The sequence below is a fragment of the Nocardia sp. NPDC056100 genome, from assembly GCF_042266325.1.
Lineage (GTDB): Bacteria > Actinomycetota > Actinomycetes > Mycobacteriales > Mycobacteriaceae > Nocardia.
The window spans coordinates 305780-322698 of the sequence record NZ_JBHJVY010000003.1 but is presented as its reverse complement, the minus strand read 5'-3'; the positions used below and the strand labels follow the sequence as shown (position 1 = coordinate 322698).

General features: G+C 67.8%; 14 protein-coding genes. 4 read left to right on the top strand and 10 right to left on the bottom strand.

Features of this window, described 5'->3' with window-relative positions; all coding sequences use genetic code 11:
• Window positions 1-33 precede the first annotated feature (33 nt).
• Genes ACFC0O_RS23660 through ACFC0O_RS23650 form a run of 3 tightly spaced genes read left to right on the top strand, consistent with a single transcriptional unit; the run spans window position 34 to window position 4603 of the window.
• On the top strand, window positions 34-1191 hold the full coding sequence (locus tag ACFC0O_RS23660) for an HpcH/HpaI aldolase/citrate lyase family protein (RefSeq protein WP_375963775.1): 1158 nt from the start codon (window positions 34-36) through the stop codon (window positions 1189-1191).
• Window positions 1188-3728 carry a phosphoribosyltransferase gene (locus ACFC0O_RS23655; protein WP_375961255.1) on the top strand — a complete coding sequence of 847 codons (2541 nt, stop codon included), beginning with the start codon at window positions 1188-1190 and terminating at the stop codon, window positions 3726-3728. The genes ACFC0O_RS23660 and ACFC0O_RS23655 overlap by 4 nt, the downstream gene beginning before the upstream one ends.
• Before the next feature lie 59 nt (window positions 3729-3787).
• A complete protein-coding gene (locus tag ACFC0O_RS23650) occupies window positions 3788-4603 on the top strand; it encodes an HAD family hydrolase (protein WP_375963773.1) in 816 nt (271 codons plus the stop codon).
• Here the strand turns inward: ACFC0O_RS23650 and ACFC0O_RS23645 are convergent.
• The 8 genes from ACFC0O_RS23645 to ACFC0O_RS23610 form a co-directional block, all read right to left on the bottom strand.
• A complete protein-coding gene (locus ACFC0O_RS23645) occupies window positions 4600-5352 on the bottom strand; it encodes an isocitrate lyase/phosphoenolpyruvate mutase family protein (protein WP_375961252.1) in 753 nt (250 codons plus the stop codon). The genes ACFC0O_RS23650 and ACFC0O_RS23645 overlap by 4 nt on opposite strands.
• A 115-nt stretch (window positions 5353-5467) precedes the next feature.
• The gene (dhaM, locus tag ACFC0O_RS23640; RefSeq protein WP_375961250.1) at window positions 5468-6211 is read right to left on the bottom strand and encodes a dihydroxyacetone kinase phosphoryl donor subunit DhaM; all 744 of its coding nucleotides are present in this window, start codon (window positions 6209-6211) and stop codon (window positions 5468-5470) included.
• 8 nt (window positions 6212-6219) lie between these two features.
• Window positions 6220-6879, bottom strand: a complete 660-nt coding sequence (gene dhaL, locus ACFC0O_RS23635; protein WP_375963771.1) for a dihydroxyacetone kinase subunit DhaL — start codon at window positions 6877-6879, stop codon at window positions 6220-6222.
• Entirely contained in the window at window positions 6879-7880 is a 1002-nt protein-coding gene (gene dhaK, locus ACFC0O_RS23630) for a dihydroxyacetone kinase subunit DhaK (RefSeq protein WP_375961248.1), read from the bottom strand. The genes dhaL and dhaK overlap by 1 nt, the downstream gene beginning before the upstream one ends.
• 29 nt (window positions 7881-7909) lie before the next feature.
• On the bottom strand, window positions 7910-8644 hold the full coding sequence (locus tag ACFC0O_RS23625) for a hypothetical protein (RefSeq protein ID WP_364636558.1): 735 nt from the start codon (window positions 8642-8644) through the stop codon (window positions 7910-7912).
• Window positions 8645-8743: 99 nt separating this feature from the next.
• On the bottom strand, window positions 8744-9505 hold the full coding sequence (locus ACFC0O_RS23620; RefSeq protein ID WP_375961246.1) for an AIM24 family protein: 762 nt from the start codon (window positions 9503-9505) through the stop codon (window positions 8744-8746).
• A gap of 7 nt (window positions 9506-9512) precedes the next feature.
• A complete protein-coding gene (locus tag ACFC0O_RS23615) occupies window positions 9513-10217 on the bottom strand; it encodes an AIM24 family protein (protein WP_375961244.1) in 705 nt (234 codons plus the stop codon).
• Between the two features lie 10 nt (window positions 10218-10227).
• On the bottom strand, window positions 10228-10851 hold the full coding sequence (locus ACFC0O_RS23610) for an AIM24 family protein (protein ID WP_364636552.1): 624 nt from the start codon (window positions 10849-10851) through the stop codon (window positions 10228-10230).
• Window positions 10852-10965: 114 nt separating this feature from the next.
• Between ACFC0O_RS23610 and ACFC0O_RS23605 the strand changes: the two genes are divergently transcribed.
• Window positions 10966-12246, top strand: a complete 1281-nt coding sequence (locus ACFC0O_RS23605; RefSeq protein ID WP_375961241.1) for a TerD family protein — start codon at window positions 10966-10968, stop codon at window positions 12244-12246.
• A gap of 55 nt (window positions 12247-12301) precedes the next feature.
• Here the strand turns inward: ACFC0O_RS23605 and ACFC0O_RS23600 are convergent, their stop codons facing one another.
• Window positions 12302-13876: a glycosyltransferase family 87 protein gene (locus tag ACFC0O_RS23600; protein WP_375963769.1), complete on the bottom strand. Its 1575-nt coding sequence runs from the start codon at window positions 13874-13876 to the stop codon at window positions 12302-12304.
• 93 nt (window positions 13877-13969) lie between these two features.
• Entirely contained in the window at window positions 13970-16165 is a 2196-nt protein-coding gene (locus tag ACFC0O_RS23595) for a transglycosylase domain-containing protein (protein WP_375963767.1), read from the bottom strand.
• Window positions 16166-16919 lie beyond the last annotated feature (754 nt).

Genomic DNA, 16919 nt, shown 5'->3' with positions numbered 1-16919 from the left:
GTCGCCCCCGTATCCCTGCACAAGCGCTTCCCCATGCGCCACTTCCCGCAGGTACCGGGGCCGGAACTGCGACTGCTCTTCCACTGCCTGCCCGAACCCTTCGGCGGCTCCAGCGACCGCGACCTGCTGTCCATGGCATTGGGCGCGACGCTCTACGTGCCCGCGACCCGCGACGACCTCACCGCCACCATCGTGCGCCGGGCCGAACGCGGGGTGTGCTCCATGGTCATCGACCTCGAGGACGCCGTCGCCGACCACGATCTGGAATTCGGCAAGAAACAGGCCGTTGCGACACTGGACGAACTCGGCGCGGGCACGGATACGCATCCGCTGTTGTTCGTGCGCGTGCGCGATGCCGAATCCGTCGGTGAGATCGTCGCCGCCCTGGGAACAGGCGCGCGGGCGCTCACCGGATTCGTCTTCCCCAAATTCGACAGCACCTCCGGCGCGAAATATCTCGATGCCCTGGACCGGGCCTCGGAAGCGCTGGGGCGCACCGTCTTCGGCATGCCGGTGCTGGAATCGCCCGCGCTGGTGCACCGCCAGACCCGCGATCTGGAACTGCATCGCATCCAGGACATGCTCACCGCGCGCCGGGACAGCGTGCTCGCGGTGCGCATCGGGGCCACGGATATGTGCTCCACCTTCGGAATTCGGCGCGACCGCGATCTCACCATCTACGACGTGCGCGTGGTGGCCGACGTCATCGCGGACATCGTCAACTACCTGGGGCGAACGGACGGAACGGGATTCACCATCACCGGGCCGGTGTGGGAGTACTTCGCGGACCACGAGCGCATGTTCCGCCCGCAGTTGCGTACCTCGCCGTTCTCCGAAGCCGACGCGGTGCCGTTCCGGCAATACCTGGTCAGCCGGGATCTGGACGGGCTGCTGCGCGAGATAACCCTGGACCGCGCCAATGGAATTCAGGGCAAGACGGTTATCCACCCCTCCCACGTGGCGGTGGTGCACGCGCTGTCGGTGGTCACCCACGAGGAGTACTCCGACGCCCTCGACATCCTGCGCGAGGACTCCGGCGGCGTCGCGGCCTCGGAATACCGCAACAAGATGAACGAGATGAAGCCGCATCGCAGCTGGGCTCGCCAAACCCTGCTGCGCGCCCGCGTATTCGGAGTCACCAATAAGGGCGTCTCCTTCGTAGACCTACTGAAAGTGCTGGTGGCATCGTGAGCGCGCGTCCCGAGGGCACAGTCACCACCGAGCCCGCGACGTCCGCCGCCACCGAACCGTGGGCCACCCGCGAACTCGGCTTGGGCCTGCGCCACGGCGACTCCCACGTCCCCGCCCCCGCCTGGGACATCCCGGACCTCGTCGAACCCGGCCTGCGCCGCAACCCCCGCCGCGCCCACCTGCTGGTCTCCACCGTCCTGGGCAAACACCTCCCCACCGACACGCACCGCGTCATCGACGCCGGAAACCGCCTGGGCGACTTGGTCTCGGAGACGCTGACGGCGCATGCAGGGCACGCCGCTGCGGCCGTCACGGCGAACAGTGTGGCCGCGGTTGTGCTCGGATTCGCCGAGACCGCAACGGGACTCGGGCACACGGTGGCGGCACGGATCGGGGCGCAGTGCTACCTGCACTCCACCCGGCGTGATGTGCCCACCGCCGTAACCCTCACCGGGTTCGAAGAGGGGCATTCGCACGCCACCTCGCATCTGCTCCAGCCGATGCCCGCCGAGACCTTCCGCAATGAGCTACCCATGGTGCTCGTCGATGACGAGATCTCCACCGGCGCAACCGCGCTCGATGCGATCCGGGCATTGCACGCGTTCACACCGCGACCGCACTACATTCTGGCGTCGCTGGTCGATATGCGGACCGATGCGGACAAGGCCGCTTTCGCCGCCACCGCCGCCGAGCTCGGTGTCGAGATCGATGCGGTGTGCCTGGCGGCCGGAGAGACCCTTCTTCCCGCCGGTCTGGTCGAAGCCGTTGCCGCGCTGCCGGATCCGGAACTGAACCCCGTCGCCGCCGTTCGCGGTGAGTTCTCGCGCCTCGAACTACCTTGGTCCCGAACGGTTCCCGAGGGTGGTCGGCACGGGATTCTGGAGTCCGATACCCCTGCTTTCGAAGCCGCCGTCTCGACCGCGACTGCGGCCCTGCGCGACCATCTCAGCGAACTACCCTGGGGTAGTGCTGAATCGGCGCTGCGGCCGGTGATCGTGCTCGCGCATGAGGAGCTCATGTACTTGCCGTTGCGTCTGGCGGCGGCGCTGGCCGATGGGGGAGTGGCGGCGCGGTATCAGACCACAACGCGGTCACCGGCCTATGTGCTGGATGAGCCCGGGTATCCGTTGCGTCGTGGATTCCGTTTCACCGCACCGGAACTCGGTGAGGACGCGCCTCGCTTCGTGTACAACGCGCAGTGGCCCGAGCCGATCGCTGTGGAGCCGATTCTGCTGGTTGTGATCGATGAGCCCGCCGATACCGAGCGCCTCACCGAGGCCGGTGGCCTGATCGATGTGCTGACCGCGTCCGGTGCGGATGTGGTACTTGCCGTGCTGCCGGGTGTCGATCCGCAGGCGCTGCTGGCCACCCGCTCCGCCGGTGCGGTCGCGGGAGTCGCGGCACCTTCCGGGTCCGAGCGGGTGCTGCCGGAACCGTTGCGGGGGCCCGAGTTCGGGTCGTATGCGGCCGATGAAGTGGCTTGGCTGTTGAAGGATTTGTCCGGGGCGGATCTGGAAGCCGATGTGGCGGAGCGGGAGCGGCGGATTCAGGCCGGGGTCGCGCATTACGCGGAGTCGCTGCCGGTGGAGTATCAGCCGGATGCCGCCTATCGGGAGCTGTTCGACAAGGTGCTCGCCGAGAGCGCGGAGCGGTTGGCGCTGGCCGTGGCCACGGTGTCCGAAGTCGTGGTGGCCGAACGCGGGAACGACATCGTGCTGGTGTCGCTGGCGCGGGCCGGAACCCCGGTCGGGGTGCTGATGCGGCGGTGGCTGGCCACCCGCGGGCTGGATGTGCCGCATTACGCGGTGTCGATCGTGCGTGATCGCGGTATCGACGCGGTGGCGCTGGATTATCTTGCCGCGCATCATGATCCGGCGAATATCGTGTTCGTGGACGGCTGGACCGGCAAGGGTGCGATCACGCATGAGCTGGCCGAGGCGCTCGACGCGTACGCCGCCGCGGGCGGCGCGCGGTTCAATCCCGAGTTGGTCGTGCTCGCCGATCCGGGCGCGTGCGTGCGCACCTACGGCACCCGCGACGACTTCCTGATCGCGTCGGCCTGCCTGAATTCCACGGTGTCCGGCCTGGTTTCGCGCACGGTGCTGAACGACACCCTGATCGGCCCGGGCGATTTCCACGGCGCGAAGTTCTACGCCGAACTCGCCGCCGATGATGTGTCCGGCCGCCTGCTCGATGCCGTCACCGCGGCCTTCGACACGGTGCGCCCGCAGGTCCCCGCACAGGTCGAAGCCGTGCTGACCTCCGACCGCACCCCCACCTGGGCTGGGTGGGCCTCGGTGGAGAAGGTGCGCGAAGCGTACGGCGTCGCCAGCGTGAACTTCGTGAAACCCGGTGTGGGAGAGACGACCCGGGTGCTGCTGCGCCGCGTCCCCTGGCGAGTGCTGGTGCGCGAGGCGGACGCTCCCGAGCACGCGCATATCCGCATGCTGGCCGCCGCCCGCGATGTCCCCGTCGAAGTGGTGCCCGATCTCGCGTACGCGTGCATGGGCCTGATCAAGGATGTGGCCGAGCAGTGACCGGACGGAAGCTGCTGTCGCGCAGGGAAACCCTGATCGCGACCGATCTGGACCGCACCATGATCTACTCCCGCAACGCTTCCCGCGATGCCTGGGGCGCGACCCCGGACCTGCCCTCGGTGTGCGTCGAGCACTATCAGGGCGCCCCGCTGTCGTTCATGACGGTCATCGCGACCGAACGCCTGCGGGCCCTCACCGAAGTGGCGGCGGTCATCCCGACCACCACGCGAACCATCAAGCAGTTCAAGCGAATCGGCCTCCCGGGTGCGCCGTGGCGCTTCGCCGTCACCACCAACGGCGGCAATATCCTCGACAACGGGGTCCCCGATACCCGCTGGCGCAGTTCACTGGACGCCGAGGTCCGCTCCGGCAGCGCCACCCTGTCTCAGGTGAATGCCGAATTGCTTTCCCGCATAGACGATTCCTGGGCGACCAAGTTCCGCGTCGCCGACCATCTCTTCAACTATCTGGTCGTGGATCCGGCCCGGCAGCCCGCCGATTTCCTGGCCGAATGGGATGCCTGGTGCCGCGCACGCGGCTGGTCCGCCTCACAGCAGGGCCGCAAGATCTACAGCATGCCCGATGCGGTCTGCAAGAGCCGCGCGGTCGCCGAAGTGCGCCGCCGCCTCCAGGATTCGGGCGAACTCGCCCCGGAGGCCCGGTTGCTCGCGGCCGGTGACGGCGCCCTCGACGCGGAAATGCTCCGCACCGCCGACGCCGCCATCCGTCCCCGGCACGGCGAACTCGAACAGCTCGGCTGGACCAGCCCCAACCTGACCCTCACCCCGTCGGCGGGCATTCTCGCGGGTGTGGAGATCCTGGACTGGTTCCTGACCGGGGCCGCGCTCGCGACCCCGGAACCGGTGCTCTCCTAGCGCCAGATGCCGAACAGCCCGTTGGCGTATTCGGTGAGGGCGTTCTGCAGGAACGGCCCGAAACTCACGCGCGCCACCTCCAATTCGGCGAAGTAGGCGCGTCCGTCCTGTGCGGGAATGCCGATCGAGTTGACCGGCAGCGGCAGCTCACTCGTGAGCCGCCGCAGCACCTCGGGCTCATGCCGTCCGACCGGGTACAGCACATCGGCTCCGGCGGCAGCGGCCAGTTTCATCCGCTCCAGCGCACTGTCCAGTCGTTCGGCCGGTGTCCCGGTATCGGGCCGCATGAAGACGTCGGTGCGCGCGTTCACGACCACGTGCACGCCCGCCGCGTCGGCGGCCTGCCGCAGTTCCCCGACCAGATCGGCGTGCTCCTGCGGCGCCCGCAGCCGCTTACCCTCGCTGTGCACGGTGTCCTCGATATTGAGTCCCACCGCCCCCGCCTCCAACAGCCCTTCGATCAGGGTGGCGGGCTTCTGCGCGTACCCGGACTCGATATCCACCGACACCGGAATGTCCACCGCCGCGGTGATCTCCTTGATCCGCGCGGTCACCTCGGTGAAGCTCATCCCCTCGTTATCCGCCCGCCCCAGCGAATTGGCGAGCGGATGACTGCCGACGGTGATCGCCGAGAACCCGGCCTCCTGCACCAGTTTCGCGGACCAGGCATCCCACACGGTAGGCAGAATCACCGGATTCCCCGGCTGATGAAGTGCGAGAAACGTTTCGGCGTGCTCCTTCAATGTCATCCCCCGATCCTGCCCCTCCCCGCCACCGCGCGAAAGGCGGCCCACGTCACTCACGACTCCGGCCCGCCGCTCACCCTGGTGACTGCGATTCGGCCGGGCCGAATGTGCGGCCGTCTCAGCGCCCGGTGACGGCGGCGCGCACCCGATCGATCGCCGCGGCCGCATCGGGGCCGAGCGCGGACACCTCCAGCCGGTGACCGTGTAATACGCCCAGCGTCAGTAGGCGGGTGAGGCTGTCGGCGGCGATCGGTCCGGTTCCGGTGCTCAGGTTTCGGAGTTCCACATCGACATTCAGGTCGCGGAGCGCGGCGATGAGTTCGGCGGCGGGGCGGGCATGCAGGCCGTGCGGATCGGAGACCAGGAAGGCCGCCACCGTCCGTGCGGTGGATGCCGGTTGTGTGAAGGCTTCGGGTGGTTCGGTGGCCTCGGCGATGGCACCGGGTGATTCGTTCGATCCGGGAGGTACAGCGCCGGCACCAAGTTGGGCGTGTTTGGCATCGAGCGCCTCTTCCGCCTCGCGTGCGACCTGCTCCAGGTCCGCGCCGCCACCCGCCGTCGCCAGTGCGGCGATCAGCCCTTCCACGAAGGGTGCGGCGCAGAGTCGCACGCGCACAGGCGATTCCAGCAGTTCGAGTGCGGTCTCGGCGGACAGTACGGCGCTGCCGAGATCCATGAGTATGAGGACACCGTCGCCGCTGTCGGCGGCGGTGATCGCCTCGGCCACCGCGACGGCATCGGTACCGAGGGCGTTCTCGTATGTGCCCGCGGCGATTTCGATGCGGACGGGTTGGTCGGGGAGTAGTTCGGTGGCCAGGGCGACGGCGGCGCGCGCGAGTGGACGGCTGTGGGACACGACCACCAGGCCGATCATCGCAGGGCCTGCCGGGCGGCGCGGACCAGCAGGGCGGCGCTCGTCGCGCCCGGATCCTGATGTCCCGCACTGCGTTCGCCGAGGTAGGAGGCGCGACCCTTGCGGGCGACGAGTGCGGTGGTGGCGTCCCTGCCGGACGCGGCGGCGGCGACCGCCGCATCGAGGGCCGCGGACCCCGTCTCGGTGGTATCGGCACCGGTGGTCGAGTGGTCGGTGCGGTCCGCCGCCTGCTTCTCCAGGGCGTCGGCGGCGGGTGCGAGGGCGTCGATCATGGTTTTGTCGCCGGGTTCCGCCTTACCGCGTGCGATGACGCCATCGAGCCCCGCCCGAAAAACGCGCGCGAAATCGCCTATGTCGGTTGAAGTTTCCGGGTCGTCACCGAGGGCGGTCGCGAGGCGCAGGAAGAAGGTGCCGTACAGCGGGCCGCTCGCTCCGCCGATGGTGCGGATCAACACCATGGCGGTCTGCTTGTAGATCTCGGCGGCCGTGTCGGGCGTCGAATCATCCAGTGCCGCAACTGCCGCCGCCATGCCCCGGCGCATGTTGGTGCCGTGGTCGGCGTCGCCGATCGCGGCGTCGAGGGCGGTCAGTTCATCGGCGTGCTCGTCGATCAGCGCGGCGAAGGCGCGAATCCAGGCCGCCGCGTCGACCCGCATCAGATGCCCCACCGCAGTGCCGGGGTGCGAACCGGTGCGTCCCACAGCGTCGTGAGTTCCTCGTCGAGCCGGGTGAGGGTGACCGAGCATCCGGCCATATCGAGTGAGGTGATGTACGAACCGACCAGGGAGCGTTCGATTTCCACACCCTGACCGCGCAGTAGTCGAGCCACTTCGTCGAACATGAGGTACAGCTCCAGCAGCGGTGTCCCGCCCATGCCGTTGACGAAGCACAGCACGCGATCACCCCGCTGGAACGGCAGATCGGTGAGAATCGGCTCGACCAGCATGGCGGCGATATCGCGCGCGGGAGCGAGCGGGACGCGGCGGCGGCCGGGTTCGCCGTGGATCCCGATGCCGATCTCCATCTCGTCATCGCCGAGTTCGAAGGTGGGGTGCCCGACGGCGGGCACCGTGCCGGAGGTCAAAGCCATTCCCATACTGCGTGATTCGACGCTCACGCGGGTGGCGATGCCCGCCACCTCGACCAGCGGCCGCCCCGCCGCCGCGGCGGCCCCGGCCATCTTCTCCACGATGACGGTGGCCCCGACACCGCGCCGACCGGCGGTGTACAGGCTGTCCTGCACCGCCACATCGTCGTTCACCACGACGGAGATCACCTGAACCCCTGTCTCGGCGGCGGCGATTTCGGCGGCCATCTCGAAATTCAGCACATCGCCGGTGTAGTTCTTCACGATGTGCAGCACTCCCGCCCCGGCGTCGGCGGCGGTGGTGGCGGCCAGGATCTGATCGGGGACCGGTGAGGTGAAGATCTCTCCGGCGCAGGCGGCGTCGAGCATGCCGTGGCCGACGAATCCGGCATGCAGCGGTTCATGTCCGGAACCGCCGCCGGACACCAGGCCCACCTTGCCGGGCACGGGTGCGTCGGCCCGGATGACCAGCCGCTGTTTCGCGTCGATGCGCAATTCCGGATGCGCGGCGGCCATTCCGGCCAGTGCCGCGTCGACCACATCGGCCGGATCATTGATGAGCTTCTTCACCGAATCGTTCTCCTCCGCAGCCAACGGCGTCAGGCGGTCGCGTCCTCTTCCAGTGTGCGCGCCAATTCGATATCGGTGACCAACTGCACCATCAGCTCCCGTAATTCGCAGTCGGGGAGATGGTGTGCCGCGAATTCGAACGGTTCGGACACGTCCAGGCCGCCCTTGGTGGCCTCCAGGATCACCCACGGGATGCCGACGTCGGCGACGCCGAGGCGGTCGCGCACCAGATCGGTGGTGTCCTCGATCAATCCGGTGCGCGCGGCGACGGCGGCGGTCATCTGTTCGTCGAGTTCCACCCGGCGCGCTTCCAGCGCACCGAGATCGGCCCCGATCTCCTGGGAGACGGTGGTGCGCACCGATCCGTCGTCGAAGACCTGGAAGCCCTCGTTCACAGCCGTTGTGCCGAGCGCGATCTCGGCCTCGGCGAGATCGGGCAGCGTGCGCAGGCAGTCCAGCACCGCGTCCAGCGCGACTACGAGCCGGTCTCGAATGTCACGGCGGTGCAACAATTCCTGCTCGGCTTGTTCACGTTCTGTGAGCACCTGCTCCACCGCGCGCCCGATCTGGAATGCCATCGCGGTGGATTCGGGCGCCCAGCCGCCCTGCGGCACGAATTCACCCTCGCCGGGAGTGATGGTGTCCAGGAAGCCGTTCACGGCGTCGAGGAGGTCCTCGAGCTGCGTCCGGGACACGGCGGGATGCCGGAAGGCGCGCAAATACTGTTCGTGCGCTTCCGCGGGTTCTACCTCACCGTCGCTCACGAAACCGATCCTGCCACGGGTGAGCGGCGCCGCGCAGTAATGGCAGCAAACCTCTGGCGTGCCCTGTTCAGTGTGCCCCGGGCGGTGTCGGTCACGCGCTCAGTAGCTCTGCTGGCCGCCCAGTTGCTGTGTGACCACGCTCTGGATGCGCTGCAGGCCGGTCGGGGTGATGCCGCTCTGCAACTGACCCTCGATGGTGCGCACCAGATGCGAGTCGTCCATGATCTTCTCGCTGGACTGGATGAGCACCGTACCCGCGCCGGTGAAGTCGAATTGCCGTTCCTCACCTGAGTTCACGCCGAATCGCGCGGCCCCCGCGGCCAGGAAACCCGATACCCAGCGCTGGTCGTAATGATGACTCGGCGACGGGCAGTCGGCCCAGCCGACGAGCGCTTCCGGGTCCACCCGCAGCGGCGGTTCGGCGAACATGACCGGTCCGTTGGAGGACGCCAGGAACCTGCCGGTGCCGATGAGCGTGAGAAAACCGGGCACGATGGACTGATTCAGCGACAGACCCGGTTCGAATGCCAGCAAATTCGCGGCACGGATGGTGAGATTGCCCTCGTCCAGGTCATAGGAGTTGATGTTGTAACCACGATCGCCGATGATCAATTTTCCGTGACCTTCGGCAATCACGTAGTCACCGGTGAATAATGGAGCTGAAAACTGTTGCGACACCATGTGTAGCAACCCGCCCTGCAGTCCATGAGTCAGCGCCCGGAACTCCATTTGCCCGTAGTAGGCGATCATCGCTCCCCGGCGCATGAACCACGGTTGGCGCAGATCAATGCTGTAGGCATAATCGTTGCCCGGAAGATTATCGCTTTCAACAAGATTCATCGGATTGAGAAGGGTGCTCATGGCAGTCTCACAGCTTCTGTTCGGAGGCTTGCACGTACACGACGCCCTGGCCGGCGCAGTGCAATTGCATAGCCTCACCGGACCCGCGGCCGACCGCGTCCCGCCAGCTCAACGCGGTTTTCAATTCCGTCTGCACATTCCCGTAGGCCGCTACGAAAGCCTGCGGGTCGACGACGACGGGGTACTGCCCGCCGACCGGTAGTTCGAAGAACCCACCGTGCGCGAGCAAGACGGCACTGCCCTGCCCGGACAGCTGGGTGGTGAACATGCCCGCGCCGGTGAGCATTCCGCTCGCCGCGCCGCGCAGCGCGCCCATCAGGCCGCCACCGCGACCGCCCGAGCCGCCGCCCGAACTCGCCACCGAGACAACCGAACTCTGTAATCCGGCGGTACTGGCGAGCAGCCGCGAGGCTTCCACGCGCAGCACCGCGCCCGGCTGCATCTGCACCACGTGGGTCTCCAAACCCGCGAAGCCGTAATGCACTTCACCGTTGCCCTGCGCCAGCATGGTGCGCTCGTGCTCACCGGCCATCATGCGCCCGGCCATACCGGCGAGCCCGCTCATACCGCCCATCGCGCCCGCGCCGGGCACCTGATGCGGTGAGAACGACACATCGCCGGTGTAGAAGAGCATCGCCCCGGTGCGCGCGATCACACCACCGGACTGCGCGACATTGACCTTCACGACTTTCGCGTTGACCTGTTCGAACATGTTCTCGCCCCTACCGTTCGGCGGGCTGGATCAACACCACGCCCTGCCCGTCCCAGCGCAGCGAGAACGCCTCCCCGCCACCCTGACCCATCACATCGCGCCACGACACGTCGGTGACGAAGGACTGATTCAGATTGCCGCGCGCGGCCACGAACGCATCCGGATCGACCACCAGCGGGTACTGCGGCGACACCTCCAGATGAATCAGCGGGCCACCGGCCGACAGCAGCGCCACCTGACCCTGACCGCTCACCGTGGTGGTGAACAGGCCCGCGCCCGTGGTCGCGCCGCGCAGACCCGCGAAACTCACATTGGTGCGCAGGTTTCCGGCGAACGCCAGCAGCTGCTGCGACTCCACCTGCAAGGTCTCGTTGTTGATATCCACCACGGTCACGTGCTGGCCGTTGACCGCGAAGAACACCCGGCCCTGCCCGGAACACTCCATGAGCGAGAGCGATTCGCCGGTCGCGCGGCGTTTGATGCCCGCGACCAGGCCGTCACCGCCGCCGAAACCGGCGCTCTTGAACTGCACATTGCCCTCGTAGGCGACCATGGACCCGGAGATCGCCCGCAGGCTGGTTCCGGACAGGTGCGCCTCGATCACCTTTTTGGACTTCTCGAACAGCTGCGCCAATGGATTTCCCCGTACTCGAAACTTGCGGGCAACCCTAACCGATCGGGTGGCCGCCCGTGGTCGTCTATTTCTCGTAGAGTGGCAGCGACAACACCGACAAGCGAAGGGTCGACCTTGTCCGCAGCATTGGTGAAGGGCCAGAACGGTCCTTTGAATGTGAACGATGTGGTGATCAGCGTGCAGATCGCCGCGCCCGCGGATCTGTCCGCACTCCTGGTCACCGAGCACGGCAAGGTCCGCTCGGACGCCGATTTCGTGTTCTTCAATCAGCCCAGCGGACCGGGGGTGAACCTGCAACCGGGTTCGTCCGGCCAGCCTGCCGCGCTGATGATCTCACTGGGCGCGGTGCCCGCCGGGATCGAGCAGATTCGTGCCGTGATCACCCTGGACGAGGCGGGCAACAACTTCGGGCGGCTGCCCGCGCCGGTCGCCGTGGTCTCGGATCTCGGCGGAAATCCGTTGTTCGAGTACCGGATCGAGGGCCTGGACACCGAATCCATCGTCATCGCGCTGGAAGTGTATCGGCGCCAGGGCGGTTGGAAGGTGCGCGCGGTCGGACAGGGCTACGCGGGCGGATTCGCCGCGCTGGTCACCGATCACGGCGTGCAGGTGAATCAGGCGCAGTCCCAGCCCGCTCCGGTGGCCGCGCCCACGGGCGGGTATCCCGAGCAGGCCGCGCCCGCGGGCGGTTATCCGCCGCCCGCCGGGGGCTATCCGCCTCCGGCACAGGGGTATCCGCCGCAGGGCGGCGGTGCGCCGCCCGCCTACAGTCCCGCCACCGATCCCAGCGCGGATCGCGATCTGCCCAAGGGGCAGTCGGTGAGCCTGGTCAAGGGCCAGCGCATCAATCTGCGCAAGGAGGGCGGCGGCGCCCTCAGCTACGTGAAGATGGGCCTGGGCTGGGATCCGGTCAAGCGCGGCGGCATGTTCGGAAACCGCGCGCCCGATATCGATCTGGACGCCTCGGTGGTGCTGTTCGCCGATATGAGCCCGGTCGATGTCGTCTACTACGGCAGCCTGGCCTCCAAGGACGGTTCGATCCGGCATCAGGGCGATAACCTCACCGGTGAGGGCGAGGGCGACGACGAGGTGATCGTGGTCGACCTGACCCGCATCCCGACGCACGTCACCACGCTGCTGTTCATCGTCACCTCGTACAAGGGTCACACCTTCGAACAGGTGGCGAATGCCTTCTGCCGCATGGTGGACGGCACCAACAACGCCGAACTGGCGCGCTACACGATGACGGGCGGCATGTCCTTCACCGGTATGGCGATGGCCAAGGTCTACCGCCAGGGCGGCACCCAGGACTGGAAACTGGAAGCGCTCGGCGAAGGCTTCCAGGCCAAGCACCCGGGCGAGGCCGTACCCCAGCTCGGCCGCTTCCTGCACTGAAGGCCGGATACGAGAATCCCCGCTCTCGGTTGAGGGCGGGGATTCTGTTGTCGCACTAGGTGATTGCGGCCGGGCGTGGCCTCAGCAGTGGCGGCAGCCAGGGGTGGTCGGGGTCCGGGGCGCGGTCGAGGATGCCTCCGGCCGGATCGTCGACGCCGTCCCGGCGGATCGGGTCGTCCTCCGGGTGGTAGATCTGCCGGATTATCAAGCCGCACAGGATGATCACCGCGATATCGCGGATGGCGACGGTGCCGGTGAACCACTGCTCGGGTATGCCCTTGTGGTCGGTGCCGAGGTAGTAATACATCCGCGGCACCCAGACCAGCGCGTCGATCGTCATCCACGCCAACAGGATTCGGCGCTGCGGCAGCGCGAGCACGGCCAGTGGCACCAGCCACAGCGAATACTGCGGGCTCCACACCTTATTGGTGAGCAGGAACGCCGCCACCACCAGAAACGCCAACTGCGCCAGCCGCGGCCGCCGCGCGGCGGTCAAGCCGATCCAGCCGATGCCCGCGCAGGCGGCGATGAACAGCAGCAGCGAGACGCTGTTCAGCATGGTCGGGGTCGCCCCGGAATCCAGCGCGCCGTCGAATCCCTTCCAGCCGGTGAACGAGGTGATGACGTTGTACACCGAATCCGGATCGGCGTGCCGTTCGGTATTGAGCCGGAAGAACTCTCGCCACCCCTTGCCGTAGAGCACCGCGATCGGCGCGTTCACCGCCAGCCAGGTGATCACGGCCCCGGCGACGGCGGACAGGCCCGCCCGCAGCGGACGCATTCCGCCCCAGATGTTTTCGTCCTCGTGCCAGCGTTCGGCGCGCAGGCACAGCACCAGGATGGGGCCGAGCAGCAGCAGTGGATACAGCTTCGCCGCCCCGCCGAGCCCGAGCAGTATGCCCGCCACCCACGGTCGCCGCCGCCCCCACGCCAGTAGTCCACCGGCCGCGAAAGCCGTTGCGAGGGTGTCGAAATTGGTGAACGCGTGCACCAGCACCAGCGGTGACAGCGCGACCAGCGCGGCATCCCACACCCGCCGCCCCGCCAATTGCGCGGAGGCCCAGATGGTCACCAGCCACGCCAGCGCGAGTCCGACCGCGACCACGTTGAAGTAGATGACCACTTCCAGCGCGCCGGGCAGATGAGATTGCTTCCACGCCTTGGCGATTCCCATGGCGCCGTACTGGTAGAGCCCGGACAGCACCGGATACTCCATGTAGCGCGTCTGCGGTTTACCGTCGGAGCCGAAGTCGGTCCACTGCTTCTTGTACGGGAACGCGCCCTCGTTCAAATGTTCCGCGCCGTACAGCGGCACCGTGTCCGAATAGCACATGGCCACGTATTGGCGGCCGTTGTTCCAGTCCAGGCCGATACCGCCGGAGCCGTCGGGGGCCTGCTGGATACAGCCCGCCTTACCGAACCAGCTGAGCGCCAGGAACAGCACCGCGAAGGCCAGCAGCACCCGCGTGGGCGTCCAGAATCGCACCCGTCCGATGAGCGCGTGATCGCCGACCGGCCCGCCGATCAGATCGCACAGCTGCGCGGTCAGGGTATCGGTGCGGCTGGGCTTGTCGCGGTCGTCGGCCGACCGCAGATCGGCTGCCAGCGGTGCGGGGGAGACGTATCGCACCGGTTCGGACGGGCCGGGTTCCGGTGCGGCACCGGCCGGCTCGCCGAGGGCGGCCGACCGGTGTGTCACTTCCTGCTCGATCACGCCTCGAGGCTACCGACCGCGTGGCGCCCCGTTGCCATTGCCGTTCCCGTTGCCATTCCCATTGCCGTTGCCGTTCCCATTACCGTTCCCGCCGCCCGTACTGGGTGTGGTGGTCAGTGGTGAACCGTCTGCCGGTGCGACGGGTTGACCGGACATCGGACCCGCCCCCGGATCCTGTGTCGGCTGCGATTGCGCTCGCTGCTGGTTCTGCGGATTCGGGGCCAGCCCCGGCACCGGAATCGTGATACCCGGCAGGATTTCCACCTGGCTCTGGGTGATCACCGGCGGCAGCACCGGCGAATCGGTGGTGGAGGGCGCGGTGTACGGCGCCGACCAGGACGGCACGCCCGCCTGTCCGGCGATGGTGCCGGGCTTGGGGAACTTGCTGTTCGGCACGCCCTTGAGCGCCCCGTCCATGGTGCCCTTCCAGATATCGGCGGGCAGGCCGGAGCCGTAGATCATGCCGCCGTTGGCATTTCGCAGTTTCACGCCCTGTTCGGTGCCCATCCAGACCGCGGTGGACAGCTCGGGGGTGAACCCGACCATCCAGGAGTCGCGGTTCTCGCCGGTGTCGCCGAGCTGGTTGGTACCGGTCTTGGTGGCCGAATCCCGGCCGCCCGCCAGGTTGTGATTGCGCGACCAGGCCGCGATGGGCTTCATGGCATCGGTGACGTTATCCGCCACGGCCGCTGAAACCCGCTGCTCGCCCGCGGTTTCGCCGCGATCGAGCAGGACGGTGCCGTCCGAGGTGACGACCTTCTGCACGAAGTGCGGCGCGCGGTACATGCCCGAGGCGGCGATGGTGGCGTACGCGGAGGCCATATCGAGCGGGCGCACCTGGTACTGACCAAGTACGACACCGTTATTGGGGCCGCTGCCATCCGGTTCGGTGAGGGTCTTGCCGACGCCCGGAATGGTGTCCGGGATGCCGAGCTTATGCGCCATATCGGCGATCTTCTGTGGGCCGTTGCCCGGCATGTCCAGCATCATGCGGTAGAAGCTGGTGTTCAGCGACCGCTTGAGCGCCTCGGCGATGGTGCACATACCGCACTGCTCGCCCTCGACGTTCGTGATCTTGATGCCGTTCACCGTCACCGGCGAGGAGTCGTACAGCGTCGACAGCGGCTTGCCCATCTCCAGGTTCTCGGCCAGGCCGAACACCTTGAACGACGAGCCCGGCGGCAGACCGGCATTGGCGAAGTCATAGCCCTGACCGTCGGTACCGCCGTAGTACGCGCGCACCGCACCGGTCTTGGGATCCACCGAAACCACCGCGGTGCGCAGGATGTCCGGCTCACCGTCCATGGTCTTGTTCACCGAATCGACGGCCGCCTGCTGCGCCTTCTGATCAATGGTGGTGGTGATCTGCAGACCCTCGGTGTTCAGCTCGTGCTCGCTGATGCCCGCGGCCTCGAGCTCCTTGAGCACCTGAGTCTTGATCAGACCCTCCGGACCGCTGTCCATGGTCTTGTCACCGGCGGCCTGCGCGGCCGGAATCACCTGCGGGTACTGCATTCCCGCGCGCTGCGCGGCGGGCAGGTTACCGCCGGCGACCATACCGTCGAGCACATAGTTCCATCGCGTCTGCGCGCCCTTGAGGTTCTTCTCCGGATCCAGGTTGGACGGCTGCTGAATCGTCGCCGCCAGCATTGCGCCCTCGGAGGGATCGAGGTCGGAGACCTTCTTGCCGAAGTACGCCTTGGCCGCCGCGTCGATGCCGTACGCGCCGCGGCCGAAGTAAATGGTGTTCAGGTACGCGGTGAGAATGTCGTCCTTGGACCACTGCCGCGCCATCTTGGCCGAGATGACCAGCTCGTGCAGCTTACGGCTGAGCGAGCGTTCATCACCGACCAGCGCGTTCTTCACATACTGCTGCGTAATGGTGGAACCACCACCGGCGCTGGCCTTGCCCATGACATTGTCACGCGCGGCGCGCACGAAGCCGGAGATGGAGAAGCCCGGATTGGTGTAGAAATCCCGGTCCTCGGCCGCGATCACCGCATTGCGCACGTGCGGCGGGATCTGGTCGATGGTCACATCGGTCCGGTTGCCTTCCGGCGGAACCACTTTGGACAGCACCGAGGTGCCGTCCGCCATGAACATGGTGGCCACCTGATTGGTCTTCAGGTCACCGGCCTTGGGCACGTCCACGGTCGAGTAGGCGATCAGGAAGATGGTGCTCGGCGTGACCAGGAACAGCGCCATCAGCACGTACGCCACGCGGCGGACGATCTTCCACGGCGACCTGCGCTTCGGGCGACGGCTGCCGCCTCCGCTGCCGCCGGGGCCCTCGCCGCCGGGACGCCGCGGCGGCGGACCGCCCGCGGTGCCACCCTGCGGACGCCGGGCGGCCGCGGGATTCGGGCCCGACGGCGGGCGGGTGCGGTCGTCATTGCGGGTGCGGTCGGCGACGCCCGCGCCGGCGCGAGCCTGCACGCGCGGATTGCGGTCGGAAACCCGTTCGGCGCGATCGGAAGTCGCGGCCCGCTGCAGATGCGGGGGCACGGCCTGGCGGCTGCCGGTGTTCACCTTCTGGGTGGCGTCGGGCGCGGGCAGCTTGCGCGTCGCGTCCGGATTGGGCCGCCCCTGCGGCGGCGGACCCGGACGGCGCGGGGGCTGCTGGCCCTGCGGCACCGGACCGCGCATCGGCTGACCCTGCGGTCCGCGCGGGGGCTGCCCGCCGGGAGCCGGACGGCCCGGCTGTCCCGGGCCCATGCCCGGCTGGCGCGCTCCTGGCGGCGGACCCTGCGGTCGCGGCGGCGGATATCCGCCGGGGCCGGGTTGCGAACCGCCACGCTGGGGGCGGCCGCCGTGCGGTCCGTCGTCATAGGGCGATGTCACAGCCTGGCTCTCCAATAGCTACTCGATACTTACGGTCCTAGCCCGGGGTGGTGGGTCCTTGCGGCAGTTGGCCGCTGCGGGCACGTGTGTACCCGCGTATTCAGCAGTCGGTGCGGCC

What these genes read in the sequence shown, in the direction of transcription:
- ACFC0O_RS23650 (WP_375963773.1), top strand. Translation starts at nt 3,788, where the DNA reads ATGATCTACTCCCGCAACGCTTCCCGCGATGCCTGGGGCGCGACCCCG.
- ACFC0O_RS23645 (WP_375961252.1), bottom strand. Translation starts at nt 5,352, where the DNA reads ATGACATTGAAGGAGCACGCCGAAACGTTTCTCGCACTTCATCAGCCG.
- ACFC0O_RS23660 (WP_375963775.1), top strand. Translation starts at nt 34, where the DNA reads ATGCGCCACTTCCCGCAGGTACCGGGGCCGGAACTGCGACTGCTCTTC.
- ACFC0O_RS23615 (WP_375961244.1), bottom strand. Translation starts at nt 10,217, where the DNA reads ATGTTCGAACAGGTCAACGCGAAAGTCGTGAAGGTCAATGTCGCGCAG.
- ACFC0O_RS23620 (WP_375961246.1), bottom strand. Translation starts at nt 9,505, where the DNA reads ATGAGCACCCTTCTCAATCCGATGAATCTTGTTGAAAGCGATAATCTT.
- dhaL (WP_375963771.1), bottom strand. Translation starts at nt 6,879, where the DNA reads ATGCGGGTCGACGCGGCGGCCTGGATTCGCGCCTTCGCCGCGCTGATC.
- ACFC0O_RS23595 (WP_375963767.1), bottom strand. Translation starts at nt 16,165, where the DNA reads ATGGCGCTGTTCCTGGTCACGCCGAGCACCATCTTCCTGATCGCCTAC.